At 68.7% G+C, this 14,082-nt stretch carries 15 protein-coding genes; 7 read left to right on the forward strand and 8 right to left on the reverse strand.

The features are described 5' to 3' along the window. Positions 1 to 35: 35 nt before the first annotated feature. Positions 36 to 524 carry a cyclic pyranopterin monophosphate synthase MoaC gene (moaC, locus tag HWX03_RS16850; protein ID WP_174432744.1) on the reverse strand — a complete coding sequence of 163 codons (489 nt, stop codon included), beginning with the start codon at positions 522 to 524 and terminating at the stop codon, positions 36 to 38. A 269-nt stretch (positions 525 to 793) separates the two neighbouring features. Here moaC and HWX03_RS16855 point away from each other — a divergent pair, with 269 nt between their 5' ends. Beyond that, positions 794 to 2,488, forward strand: a complete 1,695-nt coding sequence (locus HWX03_RS16855; protein ID WP_175871923.1) for a M48 family metalloprotease — start codon at positions 794 to 796, stop codon at positions 2,486 to 2,488. A gap of 39 nt (positions 2,489 to 2,527) precedes the next feature. On the opposite strand, the gene HWX03_RS16860 is transcribed toward HWX03_RS16855, so the two are convergent. The 6 genes from HWX03_RS16860 to HWX03_RS16885 all read right to left on the reverse strand — a co-directional run bounded on the left by HWX03_RS16860 (position 2,528) and on the right by HWX03_RS16885 (position 7,088). Then, positions 2,528 to 3,115: a DUF2946 family protein gene (locus tag HWX03_RS16860; protein WP_175871924.1), complete on the reverse strand. Its 588-nt coding sequence runs from the start codon at positions 3,113 to 3,115 to the stop codon at positions 2,528 to 2,530. Then, a complete protein-coding gene (locus HWX03_RS16865) occupies positions 3,108 to 4,145 on the reverse strand; it encodes a hydrolase (RefSeq protein WP_175822411.1) in 1,038 nt (345 codons plus the stop codon). Before HWX03_RS16865 ends, HWX03_RS16860 begins: the two co-directional genes overlap by 8 nt. A gap of 33 nt (positions 4,146 to 4,178) precedes the next feature. Continuing rightward, positions 4,179 to 4,625 (reverse strand): nuclear transport factor 2 family protein, encoded by a 447-nt coding sequence (locus HWX03_RS16870; protein WP_006477934.1) that lies wholly within the window; start codon positions 4,623 to 4,625, stop codon positions 4,179 to 4,181. A gap of 115 nt (positions 4,626 to 4,740) precedes the next feature. Next, positions 4,741 to 5,778 (reverse strand): lipopolysaccharide heptosyltransferase II, encoded by a 1,038-nt coding sequence (waaF, locus tag HWX03_RS16875; protein ID WP_072442744.1) that lies wholly within the window; start codon positions 5,776 to 5,778, stop codon positions 4,741 to 4,743. A gap of 140 nt (positions 5,779 to 5,918) precedes the next feature. Continuing rightward, the gene (locus HWX03_RS16880) at positions 5,919 to 6,113 is read right to left on the reverse strand and encodes a zinc-finger domain-containing protein (protein WP_006749970.1); all 195 of its coding nucleotides are present in this window, start codon (positions 6,111 to 6,113) and stop codon (positions 5,919 to 5,921) included. A 51-nt stretch (positions 6,114 to 6,164) separates the two neighbouring features. Further along, complete coding sequence (locus tag HWX03_RS16885) at positions 6,165 to 7,088, reverse strand: branched-chain amino acid transaminase (RefSeq protein WP_175871925.1); 924 nt, start codon at positions 7,086 to 7,088, stop codon at positions 6,165 to 6,167. Between the two features lie 207 nt (positions 7,089 to 7,295). Between HWX03_RS16885 and HWX03_RS16890 the strand changes: the two genes are divergently transcribed. From HWX03_RS16890 to HWX03_RS16900, 3 genes are all read left to right on the forward strand, one after another. Further along, positions 7,296 to 8,051 carry an AzlC family ABC transporter permease gene (locus tag HWX03_RS16890; RefSeq protein ID WP_050014553.1) on the forward strand — a complete coding sequence of 252 codons (756 nt, stop codon included), beginning with the start codon at positions 7,296 to 7,298 and terminating at the stop codon, positions 8,049 to 8,051. Next, a complete protein-coding gene (locus tag HWX03_RS16895; RefSeq protein ID WP_126363139.1) occupies positions 8,048 to 8,371 on the forward strand; it encodes an AzlD domain-containing protein in 324 nt (107 codons plus the stop codon). The genes HWX03_RS16890 and HWX03_RS16895 overlap by 4 nt, the downstream gene beginning before the upstream one ends. A gap of 280 nt (positions 8,372 to 8,651) precedes the next feature. Continuing rightward, on the forward strand, positions 8,652 to 9,848 hold the full coding sequence (locus tag HWX03_RS16900; RefSeq protein WP_175822409.1) for a phosphoglycerate kinase: 1,197 nt from the start codon (positions 8,652 to 8,654) through the stop codon (positions 9,846 to 9,848). Between the two features lie 157 nt (positions 9,849 to 10,005). On the opposite strand, the gene HWX03_RS37230 is transcribed toward HWX03_RS16900, so the two are convergent. Next, positions 10,006 to 10,134, reverse strand: coding sequence for a hypothetical protein (locus HWX03_RS37230; protein ID WP_021164118.1), 129 nt, complete (start codon positions 10,132 to 10,134; stop codon positions 10,006 to 10,008). On the opposite strand from HWX03_RS37230, the gene pyk reads away from it, so the two are divergent. The 3 genes from pyk to HWX03_RS16915 all read left to right on the forward strand — a co-directional run bounded on the left by pyk (position 10,133) and on the right by HWX03_RS16915 (position 14,079). After that, positions 10,133 to 11,569: a pyruvate kinase gene (pyk, locus tag HWX03_RS16905; RefSeq protein ID WP_175871926.1), complete on the forward strand. Its 1,437-nt coding sequence runs from the start codon at positions 10,133 to 10,135 to the stop codon at positions 11,567 to 11,569. The two genes, HWX03_RS37230 and pyk, sit on opposite strands and share 2 nt — an antisense overlap. Before the next feature lie 318 nt (positions 11,570 to 11,887). Further along, positions 11,888 to 12,952 (forward strand): class II fructose-bisphosphate aldolase, encoded by a 1,065-nt coding sequence (gene fba, locus HWX03_RS16910; RefSeq protein WP_174390560.1) that lies wholly within the window; start codon positions 11,888 to 11,890, stop codon positions 12,950 to 12,952. 233 nt (positions 12,953 to 13,185) lie between these two features. Next, entirely contained in the window at positions 13,186 to 14,079 is an 894-nt protein-coding gene (locus HWX03_RS16915; RefSeq protein WP_175871927.1) for a phosphoribosylaminoimidazolesuccinocarboxamide synthase, read from the forward strand. The last annotated feature ends 3 nt before the right edge of the window (positions 14,080 to 14,082 follow it).

Consider the following 14,082-nt stretch of genomic DNA (forward strand, 5'->3'; position numbering starts at 1 on the left):
TATCTCGAATTGGCGGGCCGGCGGTGCCCGGCCGTTCAGCCCGCCGCGTCTTCCGCCTTCCAATCCCCCGACTTCCCGCCGCGCTTCTCCCGCACGCTCACGTCGGTGATCACCATCCCGCGGTCGACGGCCTTGCACATGTCGTAGACGGTCAGCAGCCCGACCTGGACGGCCGTCAGCGCTTCCATCTCGACGCCGGTCCGGCCGAACGTCTCGACCTGCACGACGCAATGCACGCCCGGCAGCGCGTCGTCGAGCTCGAAGTCGACGGCCACGCGCGTCAGCGCGAGCGGGTGGCACAGCGGAATGAGATCGGCCGTGCGTTTGGCGCCCTGGATCGCCGCGATGCGCGCGACGCCGAGCACGTCGCCTTTCTTGGCCTTGCCGTCGCGGATCAGCGCGAACGTGGCCGGCAGCATCCGGATCGTGCCGCGTGCGATCGCGATGCGTTGCGTTTCCTGCTTGCCGCCGACGTCGACCATGTGGGCGTGGCCGGCGGCGTCGAAATGGGTGAGTCCTGACATATCTTCCTCTAGTGGAACGGAGTGCGCGCGCACGTCCCTCGATCCTGCTTCGCGATCGGCCGGGCACCAAATCCCGTACCGGCGCGACGAACCGATCCAACCGCTCAACGGGCGCCTATCATAGCAGCGGCGTTCGCGTTGCCGGAGGCGCAGATGACGCACGCGCGGCAGGGGACAGTCGTCGCGGCGCCGGTACAATGACCCGAATATTCAGACCAAACGCCGCGATGCGCGCCGCTCGCGCGGGACGGCGTCGTTTTCATCCTGCCATGCGTGTCAAACAGTTGCTTGCCGTGTCGCTGTCGGCGGCGCTCGCGCTGCCGCCGGGCAGCCATGCGCAGAGCGCATCCGCGTCACCGCTCGAGCCGGCGGCCGGCGGCTCGACGTCGATTTCCACCGTGCCGTCCGGCATCGCGACCGGCGTGTTCGGCACGTACGGCGGCGCGGAGAGCCGGTTCTCGGGCGCGGACGGTGCGTCGGCGCCGGTCGCGAGCCTGCGCGCGCCGCTGCGTGCGCTGGAGCTGCCCGATCTCGGCGACGGCTCCGGCGGCTCGCTGACGCCGCGGGCCGAGCGCCGGCTCGGCGAGCGCGTGATGCGCGAAGTGCGGCGCGATCCCGACTATCTCGACGACTGGCTGGTGCGCGACTACCTGAACGCGATGGCGGCGCGGCTCGCGGCCGCGGCGGCGGCGCGCTACATCGGCGGCTACACGCCGGACTTCGACCTGTTCCCGGTGCGCGATCCGCAGATCAACGCGTTTTCGATGCCGGGCGGCTTCATCGGGATCAACAGCGGGCTGGTCGTCACGACGCAGACGGAGTCGGAACTCGCATCGGTGGTCGGCCACGAGATGGGCCACGTGCTGCAGCGGCACATCGCACGGATGATCGGCGCGAGCGAGAAGACCGGCTACACGGCGCTCGCGACGATGCTGCTCGGCGTGCTGGCCGGCGTGCTTGCGCGCAGCGGCGATCTCGGCAGCGCGATCGCGATGGGCGGGCAGGCGTATGCGGTCGACAACCAGCTGCGTTTCTCGCGTTCGGCCGAGCGCGAGGCCGATCGCGTCGGCTTCCAGCTGCTCGCCGGGGCCGGCTACGACCCGTACGGGATGCCGGGCTTCTTCGAGCGGCTCGACCGCGCGTCGATGGGCGATGCGGGCGTGCCGGCCTATGCGCGCACGCACCCGCTGACCGGCGAGCGGATCGCCGACATGGAGGATCGCGCGCGCCGCGCGCCGTACCGGCAGCCGCGCCAGTCGGCCGAATACGGGTTCGTGCGTGCGCGGCTGCGCATCCTGCAGAACCGGGCACCGACCGACATCTCGGCCGAGGCGCGCCGGATGCAGCTCGAGATCGACGATCGCACCGCGCCGAACGTCGCGGCGAACTGGTACGGCATCGCGCTCGCGAACACGCTGCTCGGCCAGTACGACGCGGCGGACAAGGCGCTCGCGTCGGCGCGCAGCGCGTTCGATGCGCGCGAGCGGCGCGACGACGATCCGGCGAGCAGTTCGCCGAGCCTCGACGTGCTGGCCGCCGACGTCGCCCGCCGCGCGGGCCGAGCCGACGACGCAGTACGGCTCTCGGCGCTCGCGCAGCGGCGCTGGCCGGCGTCGCACGCGGCGATCGTCGCGCATCTGCAGGCGCTGATCGCCGCGCGCCGCTTCGCCGAAGCGCAGACGCTCGCACGGGCGCAGGCCAAGGCCGACCCCGAACAGCCGGACTGGTGGGATTACCTCGCGAAGGCGAGCGACGGCAAGGGCGACGTGCTCGCGCGGCGCCGGGCGCTGGCGGAGAAGCTGGCGCTCGACGGCGCGTGGCCGTCGGCGATCCGGCAACTGAAGGAAGCGCGCGACGCGAAGGACGTGTCGTTCTACGAGCAGTCGATCATCGGCGCGCGGCTGCTGGAATTCGAGGCGCGCTACAAGGAAGAGCGCGACGACGAGAAGAACGGCCGCGGGTAGCGGCCGCCGCGCGGCGAACGCGGACGGCGCCGCGGCGGGTCAGTGGCCGCTGTCGGCCGCGTCGCGCGCGTGGCGTGCCGGGCTCGCGATGTAGCCGAACCGGCCAGGCACGTCGGCGCTCGCGATGCTGCCGAGCGGCAGCGTGCGGCCGTCGCGCCAGCGCAGCACGGGGGGCTCGGCATCGAAATCCGCGTGATCGGCGAACAGCCCGAGGTCGTGATCGTGCAGCGCCGCGATGCGCGCGGGTGTGCCGGCATCGCGAAACAGCACGCCGCCGCCGTCGTCGAGCCAGGCGGCATCCGGTTCGAACGGGGCGCCCGTCTGGTCGGTGAGCGCAAGCTGCCCGTCGCGTTCGGCGAGCCGCACGACCCACGGCGTATAAGCGAGTTCGACGTACACGCGCTGCGGCCCGTTCTGGAAGAACCACTGGCCCTGCGCGTCGCATGCGTAGTTGCGGCCGATGAACGCGTTCAGCGCCGCATGCCGGACCGGCGAGCCGAGTTCGCCGGCCGCCTGCGCGGTGTCGTCGCGCAGCCGCCATTCGCCGCGCCGGTCGAGCAGCAGCCAGCCGGTGCAATCCGGCACGTTCGGCCATTTGGCGAGCGCCTGCCTGACGATGTCATCCATGGTCGACGAATTTCGAGCAATAGCCGAACACCCGCGCCGACAGCCAGTCGAGGCGGCCGGGGAACGGCCCGGTCATGAAGCCCGCGTGCCCGCCGTCTGCGGGCTGGTCGAGCTCGACGGCCGGCGACACGTCGGCCGGGCCCGGTAGCGCCGATTCGGGCAGGAACGGGTCGTTGCGGGCGTTGAGGATCAGTGTCGGCACGTCGATCGCGGGCAGCAGCGGCCGCGTGGTCGCCTTCGTCCAGTAGTCGTCCGCGTTCGCGAAACCGTGCAGCGGCGCGGTCACGACCTCGTCGAAGTCGCGCATCGTCACGGCCTGCAGCATCGCTTCGCGGTCGAACAGCCCCGGATACTGGTCGAGCTTGGCGAGCGCCTTGCGCTTGAGCGTCTTCAGGAAGCTGCGCGTGTAGACCATCGCGAACCCCTGCGACAGCGCACGGCCGCCCGCGTGCACGTCGATCGGCGTCGAGATCGCGGCGGCGGCATGCACGATCGACGTGTCGCTGCGGTGCTCGCCGAGCCAGCGCAGCAGCACGTTGCCGCCGAGCGATACGCCGGCCGCGACCAGCGGCCCGCGATGCTGCGCGGCGAGCCGGCGCAGGATCCAGTCGACCTCGGCACTGTCGGCGAGATGGTAGAAGCGCGGCTGGCGGTTGATCTCGCCGCTGCAACTGCGGAAGTGCGGCACGACGGCATGCCAGCCCTTCGCGCGCGCGGCGGCCATCATCGCGAGCGCGTAGTGCGAGCCGGAGCTGCCTTCGAGGCCGTGGAACAGCACGAACAGCGGCGCGTCGGGCGCCGGCGCCGCGCTGTCGAGATGCGCGACCCAGTCGAGATCGATGAAGTCGTGGTCGGGGGTTTCCCATCGCTCTCGCCGGTACGCGACAACCGGACGCCGCGCGAACAGCGCGGGCACGATGGTTTGCACATGGCTGTTGGGCAGCCAGCGCGGTGCGCGATAGCGCAATGAATCGTCGTTGGGGGCCGGGGGCCCGGTCAGCGGCGAGGTGGGCGGAGAAGCCGTACTCATGATCGCCCCGCAAATGCGTTGCTTCGTTTTTCGTCAGTGCAGCGGACCCTGCCCGTGACGGATCTTCGCGGCGAATTGTCCGGCCGCTTGTTCAGGAATCGGGCTCGCGTGGATGTGCGCGATGCGCCATTCGCCGCGTTCGTGGATCATCACGTACGTGGCGAAAACCATGTCGGGTTCGGCCGTCAGGTCGGCCTGCTGATGCGCTTCGGCGATCGTATAGACGACCGTGCCGAGGCTGTCGTACACGCGGATGTCGAGCGGCTCGATCGTGACCGGGCGCGTCGCGAGCCGGTTGGCGAGCCCGCCGCGGATCTGGTCGAGGCCGTGCAGATGCTCGCCGTCCGCCCAGACGCAGCTGGCGAAATCCTCGTCGATCCACAACGCCAGCAGCGCGTCGAGATTGGCATCGGCGACGGCCTGGTAGTAGGCGTTCAGCGTATCGGCAGCGGCTTCGAAAAGGCGGGCAAAACGTGGCATCGGGGTTGTCTCTCGCGCGCGTCGCGCGCCGTATTCAGCACGGCGGCCCGGGTGGGGCCGCCGTGCACCGGTGAATCGGATTGCCCGGCGCGCCGTGCGACGCTGCCGGCCAGGGTCAGCGCTGCCCGACGAGCATGCCGCGCAAATCGCCGAATACCTGCTCGGGACCGAGTTCGCGCAGGCACTTCAGATGGCCGAGCGGGCACTCGCGTTCGAAGCAGGGACTGCATTCGAGATGCAGCCATTGTACCTTCGCCAGGTCCGACAGCGGAGGGGTATGGCGCGGATCGGTCGATCCGTACAACGCGACGAGCGGCCGGCGCAAGGCGGCGGCGACGTGCATCAGCCCCGAATCGTTGGTGACGACCGCGTTCGCGCGCGCGATCAGCGCGCACGCCTCGGACAACGACGTCTGCCCGCACAGGTTGCGCACGTTCGGCGCGTGGTCGGCGATCGCCTGCGCGGCCGCGGCATCCTTCTGCGAGCCGAGCGCGACGATCTGCGTATACGGGAACGACTGGTGGACGATGGTCGCGAGCGACGCGAAATGCTCCGGCGGCCAGCGCTTGGCCGGGCCGTATTCGGCGCCGGGGCAGAACACGACGAGCGGCTTGCGCGTATCGAGATTGAAACGTGCGGACACGCGCGCCGTCTCGTTCAGGTCGGCGTCCAGGCGCGGCGCGGGCAGCGTCTTCATCGACTCGGGCAGCTTCGCGCCCGGCGCGTATGCGAGCGCCGCGTAGTGGGTCGTCATCGGCGGCCGCTCGCCCGACTTGTCGGGGTTCGCGTGCCGCACGTTCAGCAGCCCGTAGCGGTGCTCGCCCGTGTAGCCGATCCGCAGCGGGATGTTCGCGAGCCACGGGATCACCGCGGACTTCAGCGAATTCGGCAGCACGTACGCCGCGTCGTAGCCGACGTCGCGCAGGTCGCTCGCGAGCTGCCAGCGGCGCAGCAGCTGAAGCTTGCCGTGCGCGAGATCGGTCGCGTAGACATCGTGGATCTCGGGCATCCGCTCGAGCACGGGCGCGACCCACGAGGGTGCGACGGCATCGATCGCGATGCGGGGATGGAGCTTTTTCAGCAGCGCAAAAAGCGGCTGCGCCATCAATGCGTCACCGATCCAATTCGGTGCGATAACCAGCGCTCGACGCATCAGGTCGACTTCCGATGTCGTAATGAAGCGCGGCGCACGGGCGCCGCGTTCGGGTTGCCAGAATGGGGAAGGGCGGCGCGCCGGACTTCCGGCTGCGCCGCCTTGCGGGTCGGCGGGCCCTCAGGCCCGGCCGTCGGGGCTCAGTGACCCTTGACGACCTCGCCGTCGCGCAGCTTGTAGCGCGTGCCGCAGTACGGGCAGCGCGCCTCGCCGTGCGACACGTCGATGAAGACGCGCGGGTGCGCGCTCCAGCGCGCCATGGCCGGGTTCGGGCAGTAGGCGGGAAGATCCTTGGCCGTCAGCTCGACCAGCGGCATTTCCTTGATTTCACTCATGAGACTTTCTCTTTATCACTCTTGTGTGGGGCGGTCGGTGGCGCGGCGCGCTCAGACCTTCGTCAGCCAGTGCGCGTACTTCGCGTTCTTGCCCGACACGATATCGAAAAACGCCGACTGGAGCTTTTCCGTGACGGGGCCGCGCGCGCCGCTGCCGATCGTGCGGTTGTCGAGCTCGCGGATCGGCGTGACTTCGGCGGCCGTGCCGGTGAAGAACGCTTCGTCGGCCGTGTAGACCTCGTCGCGCGTGATGCGCTTCTCGATCACCTCGATGCCGGCGTCCTTCGCGAGCGTGATGACCGTGTCGCGCGTGATGCCGTCGAGGCACGACGCCAGGTCGGGCGTGTACAGCTTGCCGTTGTTCACCAGGAAGAAATTCTCGCCGGAGCCTTCCGACACGTAGCCGTCGACGTCGAGCAGCAGCGCTTCGTCGTAGCCGTCGGCGGTCGCTTCCTGGTTCGCCAGGATCGAGTTCACATACCAGCCCGATGCCTTCGCGCGCACCATCGACACGTTCACGTGGTGGCGCGTGAACGACGACGTCTTCACGCGGATGCCCTTCGCGAGGCCGTCCTCGCCGAGGTACGCGCCCCACGGCCATGCGGCGATCGCGACGTGGATCGTGTTGCCCTTCGCGGACACGCCGAGCTTTTCCGAGCCGACCCAGATGATCGGGCGCAGGTAGCCCGATTCGAGCTGGTTCTCGCGCACGACCGCGAGTTGCGCGGCTTCGAGCGTTTCGCGGTCGAACGGCACGTCCATCTGGAAGATCTTCGCCGAATTCAGCAGACGTTTGGTGTGCTCGCGCAGGCGGAAGATCGCGGTGCTGCCGTCGGCCGACTTGTACGCGCGCACGCCCTCGAAGACGCCCATGCCGTAGTGCAGCGTGTGGGTCAGGACGTGGATCTTGGCGTCGCGCCAGTCGATCAGCTTGCCGTCCATCCAGATCTTGCCGTCGCGGTCGGCCATTGACATAGGATTCTCCTGGAAGCGGGGGTGTGCTGCGGGTTGTGTGCAGCGTTGAACCGGAAAGACGCTTATTTTAGCGTCATTTGGCGGCGATCCGGTCGGACGGAGGGGGGCCGGCGCTATAATCGTCCGGTACCGATTCCAATAACGATGGGTCGCACCGGCAGGAGGCGCCGGCGTCCCGACGAACCGCCCGCTGCGGCCCGCTTTCCGATGCTCGCTCGATTGTCCGCCACCGACCGCTTCGCGCTGATCCAGGGCGCGCGCGACTATTCCCCGACACTGATGGCGATCCTGTCCTGGGGGCTCGTCACCGGCATCGCGATGAGCAAGTCCGTGATGACGCTCGGGCAGGCGAGCGCGATGTCGCTGTTCGTCTACGCGGGCTCGTCGCAGCTCGCGGTGCTGCCGCTCCTCGCGGCGAAGCTGCCGATCTGGACCGTGCTGCTCACGGCCGCGATGGTCAACCTGCGCTTCGTGATCTTCAGCGCCGGCCTGGCGCCCCATTTTTCCTACCTGCCGCTGTGGCGGCGCCTCGCGATCGGTTATTTCAATGGCGACGTGATCTACCTGCTGTTCCAGAAACAGGGCTTCGCGTACGGCCGCGTGCCGGGCAAGGAAGCGTATTTCTGGGGGATGGCGCTCGCGAGCTGGGCGTCGTGGCAGGTGTCGTCGCTCGCCGGCATCCTGCTCGCGAGCGTCTTTCCGGCGAGCTGGGGGCTGGAGCTGGCCGGCACGCTCGCGCTGATCCCGATCATGGTGTCGGCGGTCGCGAACCGCTCGACGCTCGCGGCCGTCGCGGTCGCGGGCATCGTGTCGCTGATCGCGTTCGACCTGCCGTACCGGCTCGCGCTGCCGATCGCGGTACTGGCCGCGCTCGCGGCCGGCTGCGCGGCCGATTTCTTCGTCGAGCGCGCCGACTGGCGGCGCATCCGCACCGAAACCGTGCACGAAAAGGATATCGAATGAGCGCGACCGAGATCTGGATCGTCATCGTCGGGATGACGATCGTCACGGCCGTCACGCGCGCGCTGTTCCTGATCGGCGGCGAGCGCACCGTGCTGCCCGAACGCGCGCAGCGCGCGCTGCGCTACGCGCCGGCCGCGGCGCTGGTCGCCGTCGTGCTGCCCGACGTGCTCGAAACGCCGGCCGGGCTGTCGTTCGGGCTGTCCAACCATCCGTTCTACGCGGCGCTCGCCGGCCTCGGCTGGTTTTTGTGGCGGCGCAGCATGCTCGGCACGATCGTCGTCGGGATGCTCGTGTTCACCGCGCTGCGCCTGATCTTCTGATGGGCCGCCGTTCCGGCTCGCCGCGCGCTGCCCGCTTGCGCGCGTGTATTGCTGCATTGCGGCAAAGCGCCGATTCCGGCGCGCAATTCCAAATAGGCGGAATTCGCCGCCGCACGGGTCAGTCTGCCGGGTGGATCGGCTAGAATGCCCGTTCGAGATTTCTTACCCGTGCGCGTCATGCGAACCGCCAGCCACGGCCGCATCCGGCGCCCTTTCGCGGCAGCCCGCGCACGTCCAGCGTGAACCCCCTTTCCCCATCCACTACTTCAATCTGTTCAACATGAGCCAAGTCAAGCGTCTTACCGACCTGATCGCCGCCGGCCAGCTCGCCGGCAAGCGGGTGTTCATCCGCGCCGACCTGAACGTCCCGCAGGACGATCACGGCAACATCACCGAGGACACGCGCGTGCGTGCGTCCGTGCCGGCCATCCAGGCCGCGCTCGACGCCGGCGCGGCCGTGATGGTGACGTCGCACCTCGGCCGTCCGACCGAAGGCGAATTCAAGCCGGAAGACTCGCTCGCGCCGGTCGCGAAGCGTCTCGCCGAACTGCTCGGCCGCGACGTGCCGCTCGTGTCGAACTGGGTCGAGAACGGCGTGAACGTCGCGCCGGGCCAGGTCGTGCTGCTCGAGAACTGCCGCGTGAACAAGGGCGAGAAGAAGAATTCGGACGAGCTCGCGCAAAAGATGGCGAAGCTCTGCGACGTGTACGTGAACGACGCGTTCGGCACCGCGCACCGCGCGGAAGCGACCACCCACGGGATCGCGAAGTACGCGCCGGTCGCGTGCGCGGGCCCGCTGCTGGCCGCCGAACTCGACGCGCTCGGCAAGGCGCTCGGCAACCCGGCGCGTCCGTTGGTGGCGATCGTCGCCGGCTCGAAGGTGTCGACCAAGCTGACCATCCTGAAGTCGCTGGCCGGCAAGGTCGACCAGCTGATCGTCGGCGGCGGCATCGCGAACACGTTCATGCTCGCGGCCGGCCTGTCGATCGGCAAGTCGCTCGCGGAGGCCGATCTCGTCGCCGAAGCGAAGGCGATCATCGACGAAGCGCGCGAGCGCGGCGCGTCGGTGCCGATCCCGACCGACGTCGTCACCGCCAAGGAATTCTCGCCGACGGCCGCGGCCACGGTGAAGCAGGTCGCCGACATCGAAGCGGACGACATGATCCTCGACATCGGCCCCGATACGGCCAAGGCGCTCGCGAGCCAGCTCGAGAAGGCCGGCACGATCGTGTGGAACGGCCCGGTCGGCGTGTTCGAGTTCGACCAGTTCGGCAACGGCACCAGGACGCTCGCCGAAGCGATCGCCAAATCGTCCGCGTTCTCGATCGCGGGCGGCGGCGACACGCTCGCGGCCATCGCGAAGTACGGCATCCACGACCAGGTCAGCTACATCTCGACGGGCGGCGGCGCCTTCCTCGAGTTCCTCGAGGGGAAGAAGCTGCCGGCGGTGGAAGTGCTCGAAACGCGGGCGGCCTGAGCGTGGCGGCGCGCGCAGGGGTGACGAAGGCCGCGCGCTCCGCGAAAGCGGAGCAGCCGGCCGGCGCGGGCAAGCGCAAACGCGCGCCCGCGCGGGCGAACACCGCCCCGCGCGCACCGGCGGCTGCCGGCGACGCGGCCGCACAGCACCACGAGATTCAGAACAAAGCGATGCCGGGCGCCAGCACCGGCACGCCCCCCGGAACGGCGGCCGCTGGGCCTGCCGCTTCCGGCTCTCGCAGCGTTTCACCCAGCGCATCCACCTTGATCCAGATGAGGAGTTTCATGCAGCGCGCCACCAAGATAGTCGCCACGATCGGCCCGGCATCCAGTTCGCCGGAGATTCTGCTGCAGATGATGCAGGCGGGCCTCGACGTCGTGCGGCTCAATTTTTCGCACGGCACGGCCGACGATCACCGCCAGCGCGCCGAAACGGTGCGCGAGGCCGCCCGCAAGGTTGGCCGCGAGATCGCGATCATGGCCGACCTCCAGGGCCCGAAGATCCGCGTCGGCAAGTTCGAGAACGGCAAGACCACGCTCGTGCCGGGGCAGCCGTTCATCCTCGATGCGGGCTGCGAACTCGGCAACGACGAGCGCGTCGGCCTCGACTACAAGGAGCTGCCGCGCGACCTGAAGCCGGGCGACCTGCTGCTGCTGAACGACGGCCTGATCGTGCTGACCGTCGAGCGCGTGCTCGGCGACGAGATCCACACGACCGTCAAGGTGGGCGGCGAGCTGTCGAACAACAAGGGGATCAACCGCCAGGGCGGCGGCTTGTCGGCGCCGGCGCTGACCGCGAAGGACATGGAAGACATCCGCACCGCGATGTCGCTCGGCGCGGACCTCGTCGCGGTGTCGTTCCCGAAGAACGCGACCGACATGGAAATGGCGCGCCAGCTCGCGAACATCGCGGGCGCGCCGTACGGCATCAAGCCGAAGATGATCGCGAAGATCGAGCGCGCGGAAGCGATTCCGGCGCTGCAGAGCATCCTCGACGCGTCCGACGGCATCATGGTCGCGCGCGGCGACCTCGCGGTGGAAGTGGGCAACGCGGCCGTGCCGGCGCTGCAGAAGCGGATGATCCGGATGGCGCGCGAGTCGAACAAGCTCGTGATCACCGCGACGCAGATGATGGAATCGATGATCTACGCACCGGTGCCGACCCGCGCGGAAGTGTCGGACGTCGCGAACGCGGTGCTCGACGGCACCGACGCGGTGATGCTGTCGGCCGAGACGGCCGCCGGCAAGTATCCGGTCGTCACGATCGAGACGATGGCGGCCGTGTGCGTGGAGGCGGAAAAATCCGAAGAAGTCGAGCTGGACAAGGATTTCCTCGACCGCACCTTCACGCGGATCGACCAGTCGATCGCGATGGGCGCGCTGTTCACCGCGTACCACCTGGGCGCGAAGGCGATCATCGCGCTGACGGAATCGGGCGCGACCGCGCTGTGGATGTCGCGTCACTACACGCACGTGCCGATCTTCGCGCTGACGCCGCGCGTCGGCAGCGAGCGCACGATGGCGCTGTACCGCAACGTGACGCCGCTGCACGTCGACTTCAACAGCGACCGCGATTCGGCGCTGCAGGCGGCGCTCGAGATCGTCGTCAAGCAGGGTTACGTGCAGCACGGCGACATGGTCGTGCTGACCGTCGGCGAGCCGATGGGGCAGGCGGGCGGCACCAACACGCTGAAGATCGTGCGGGTCGGCGAGCACTATTGAGCGCCGGCTGAGCCGCATCGAGCCGGCCCGCGGGCCGGCGGTCCGGATCGGCCGGAATCGATCCGGCACCGTTTTTTTGCGCAAAAGCCGCGCGGGGTCCGAAGCCCCGCGCGGCTTTTTTTCTCCTTTTTGGCCGCATTGTGCCGTGCGAACGTAACAAATTGCGAGCGGGGGCCACCGGGCGGTCGGAATCGGAGGCGCTTCGCGATAAAATGCGGCTATTCGACGCTCAGCCGCGCCGCGCCGTCCCGGTTCAGAGGGGAGCGAGCGCCGCGCCGGCGTCAGGGCGCACCGGTTTTCATTCCAAGGAGTTCCACAATGCCTCTCGTATCAATGCGTCAATTGCTGGACCACGCGGCAGAGCACGGTTACGGCCTGCCGGCCTTCAACGTGAACAACCTGGAGCAGATCCAGGCGATCATGGCGGCGGCGGATCAGGTCGGCGCGCCCGTGATCATGCAGGCATCGGCCGGCGCGCGTAAGTATGCGGGCGAGCCGTTCCTGCGCCACCTGATCGAAGCGGCGGTCGAATCGTATCCGCACATCCCGGTCGTGATGCACCAGGATCACGGCCAGTCGCCGGCGGTCTGCACGGCCGCGATCCGCAGCGGCTTCACGAGCGTGATGATGGACGGTTCGCTCGAAGCCGACGGCAAGACGGTCGCGTCGTACGAGTACAACGTCGACGTGTCGCGCAAGGTCGTCGAGATGGCGCACTCGATCGGCGTGACGGTCGAAGCCGAACTCGGCGTGCTCGGCTCGCTCGAGACGATGAAGGGCGACAAGGAAGACGGCCACGGCGCGGAAGGCACGATGACCCGCGAGCAGCTGCTGACCGATCCGGAGCAGGCGGCCGACTTCGTGAAGCTCACACAGTGCGATGCGCTCGCGATCGCGATCGGCACGTCGCACGGCGCGTACAAGTTCTCGAAGAAGCCGACGGGCGACATCCTGTCGATCCAGCGCATCAAGGAAATCCACGCGCGCATCCCGAACACGCACCTCGTGATGCACGGTTCGTCGTCGGTGCCGCAGGAACTGCTGGCCGAGATCCGCGAATTCGGCGGCGACATGAAGGAAACCTACGGCGTGCCGGTCGAGGAAATCCAGGAAGGCATCAAGCACGGCGTGCGCAAGATCAACATCGACACCGACCTGCGTCTCGCGATCACCGGCGCGATCCGCCGCTACCTGTTCGAGAACCCGGGCAAGTTCGATCCGCGCGACTACCTGAAGCCCGCGCGCGAAGCCGCGAAGCAGGTGTGCGTCGACCGTTACCTCGCGTTCGGCTGCGAAGGCCAGGCCGGCAAGATCAAGCCGGTGTCGCTCGACAAGATCGCCGAGCAGTACAAGTCGGGCGCGCTCGCCCAGGTCGTGCGCTGAGACTGTAGTACGATTGCCCCGCCCGGTTCTGCCGCCGGGCACGGGCTGGCCGCCCGGCTGGCCGGATTCGATCCGGCCCCGGCAGCCGTTCCGTCCGGCCGAACGAGGGCCGGCCGGCAGCCGTCCGGGCACTGCGCCCGCCGGTTCGCTGACGTATTGCAAGACCGCCGTTCCCGCCTGCCGCGGGGAACGGCGTTTCCCTTTTTGTTTGGCTCCTTATCTGCGAAAAGACGATGTCTACCCTTTACGAATCCACGCTCCGCTCGCTGCCGCTCCTCGGTCGCGGCAAGGTTCGCGATAACTACGCGGTCGGCAACGACAAGCTCCTGATCGTCACGACCGACCGCCTGTCGGCCTTCGACGTGGTGATGGGCGAGCCGATTCCGAACAAGGGCCGCGTGCTGAACCAGATGGCGAACTTCTGGTTCGACAAGCTCGCGCACATCGTGCCGAATCACCTGACGGGCGACGCGCCGGAAGCGGTCGTCGCGGCCGACGAGGTCGAGCAGGTGAAGGGCCGCGGCGTGGTCGTCAAGCGCCTCGAGCCGATCATGATCGAAGCGGTCGTGCGCGGCTACCTGGCCGGCAGCGGCTGGAAGGAATACCAGGCGTCGGGCGCCGTGTGCGGCGTGCAGCTGCCGGAAGGCCTGCAGAACGCGCAGAAGCTGCCCGAGCCGATCTTCACGCCGGCCGCGAAGGCCGAGATGGGCGAGCACGACGAGAACATCACGTTCGACGAAACCGAGCGCCGCATCGGCACCGAGCTGGCCGCGACGATCCGCGACATCTCGATCCGCCTGTACAAGGAAGCGGCCGACTACGCGGCGACGCGCGGCATCATCATCGCCGACACGAAGTTCGAATTCGGCCTCGACAACCACGGCAAGCTGTACCTGATGGACGAAGTGCTGACCGCCGATTCGTCGCGCTTCTGGCCGGCCGACCAGTACGAAGTCGGCACCAACCCGCCGTCGTTCGACAAGCAGTTCGTGCGCGACTGGCTCGAGGCGCAGCCGTGGGGCAAGACCGCGCCGGCGCCGGCGCTGCCGGCCGACGTCGTCGAGAAGACGGCCGCGAAGTACCAGGAAGCGCTCGAGCGCATCACGGGCCAGTCGCTCGCCGTCTGACGG

The sequence above is a fragment of the Burkholderia sp. BCC0397 genome, from assembly GCF_902832865.1.
Classification (GTDB): domain Bacteria; phylum Pseudomonadota; class Gammaproteobacteria; order Burkholderiales; family Burkholderiaceae; genus Burkholderia.

Excerpts from the sequence above, each read along its gene's own strand:
- moaC (WP_174432744.1), bottom strand. The coding sequence starts at position 524 with ATGTCAGGACTCACCCATTTCGACGCCGCCGGCCACGCCCACATGGTC.
- HWX03_RS16855 (WP_175871923.1), top strand. The coding sequence starts at position 794 with ATGCGTGTCAAACAGTTGCTTGCCGTGTCGCTGTCGGCGGCGCTCGCG.
- HWX03_RS16860 (WP_175871924.1), bottom strand. The coding sequence starts at position 3,115 with ATGGATGACATCGTCAGGCAGGCGCTCGCCAAATGGCCGAACGTGCCG.
- HWX03_RS16865 (WP_175822411.1), bottom strand. The coding sequence starts at position 4,145 with ATGAGTACGGCTTCTCCGCCCACCTCGCCGCTGACCGGGCCCCCGGCC.
- HWX03_RS16870 (WP_006477934.1), bottom strand. The coding sequence starts at position 4,625 with ATGCCACGTTTTGCCCGCCTTTTCGAAGCCGCTGCCGATACGCTGAAC.
- waaF (WP_072442744.1), bottom strand. The coding sequence starts at position 5,778 with ATGCGTCGAGCGCTGGTTATCGCACCGAATTGGATCGGTGACGCATTG.
- HWX03_RS16880 (WP_006749970.1), bottom strand. The coding sequence starts at position 6,113 with ATGAGTGAAATCAAGGAAATGCCGCTGGTCGAGCTGACGGCCAAGGAT.
- HWX03_RS16885 (WP_175871925.1), bottom strand. The coding sequence starts at position 7,088 with ATGTCAATGGCCGACCGCGACGGCAAGATCTGGATGGACGGCAAGCTG.
- HWX03_RS16890 (WP_050014553.1), top strand. The coding sequence starts at position 7,296 with ATGCTCGCTCGATTGTCCGCCACCGACCGCTTCGCGCTGATCCAGGGC.
- HWX03_RS16895 (WP_126363139.1), top strand. The coding sequence starts at position 8,048 with ATGAGCGCGACCGAGATCTGGATCGTCATCGTCGGGATGACGATCGTC.
- HWX03_RS16900 (WP_175822409.1), top strand. The coding sequence starts at position 8,652 with ATGAGCCAAGTCAAGCGTCTTACCGACCTGATCGCCGCCGGCCAGCTC.
- pyk (WP_175871926.1), top strand. The coding sequence starts at position 10,133 with ATGCAGCGCGCCACCAAGATAGTCGCCACGATCGGCCCGGCATCCAGT.
- HWX03_RS37230 (WP_021164118.1), bottom strand. The coding sequence starts at position 10,134 with ATGAAACTCCTCATCTGGATCAAGGTGGATGCGCTGGGTGAAACGCTG.
- fba (WP_174390560.1), top strand. The coding sequence starts at position 11,888 with ATGCCTCTCGTATCAATGCGTCAATTGCTGGACCACGCGGCAGAGCAC.
- HWX03_RS16915 (WP_175871927.1), top strand. The coding sequence starts at position 13,186 with ATGTCTACCCTTTACGAATCCACGCTCCGCTCGCTGCCGCTCCTCGGT.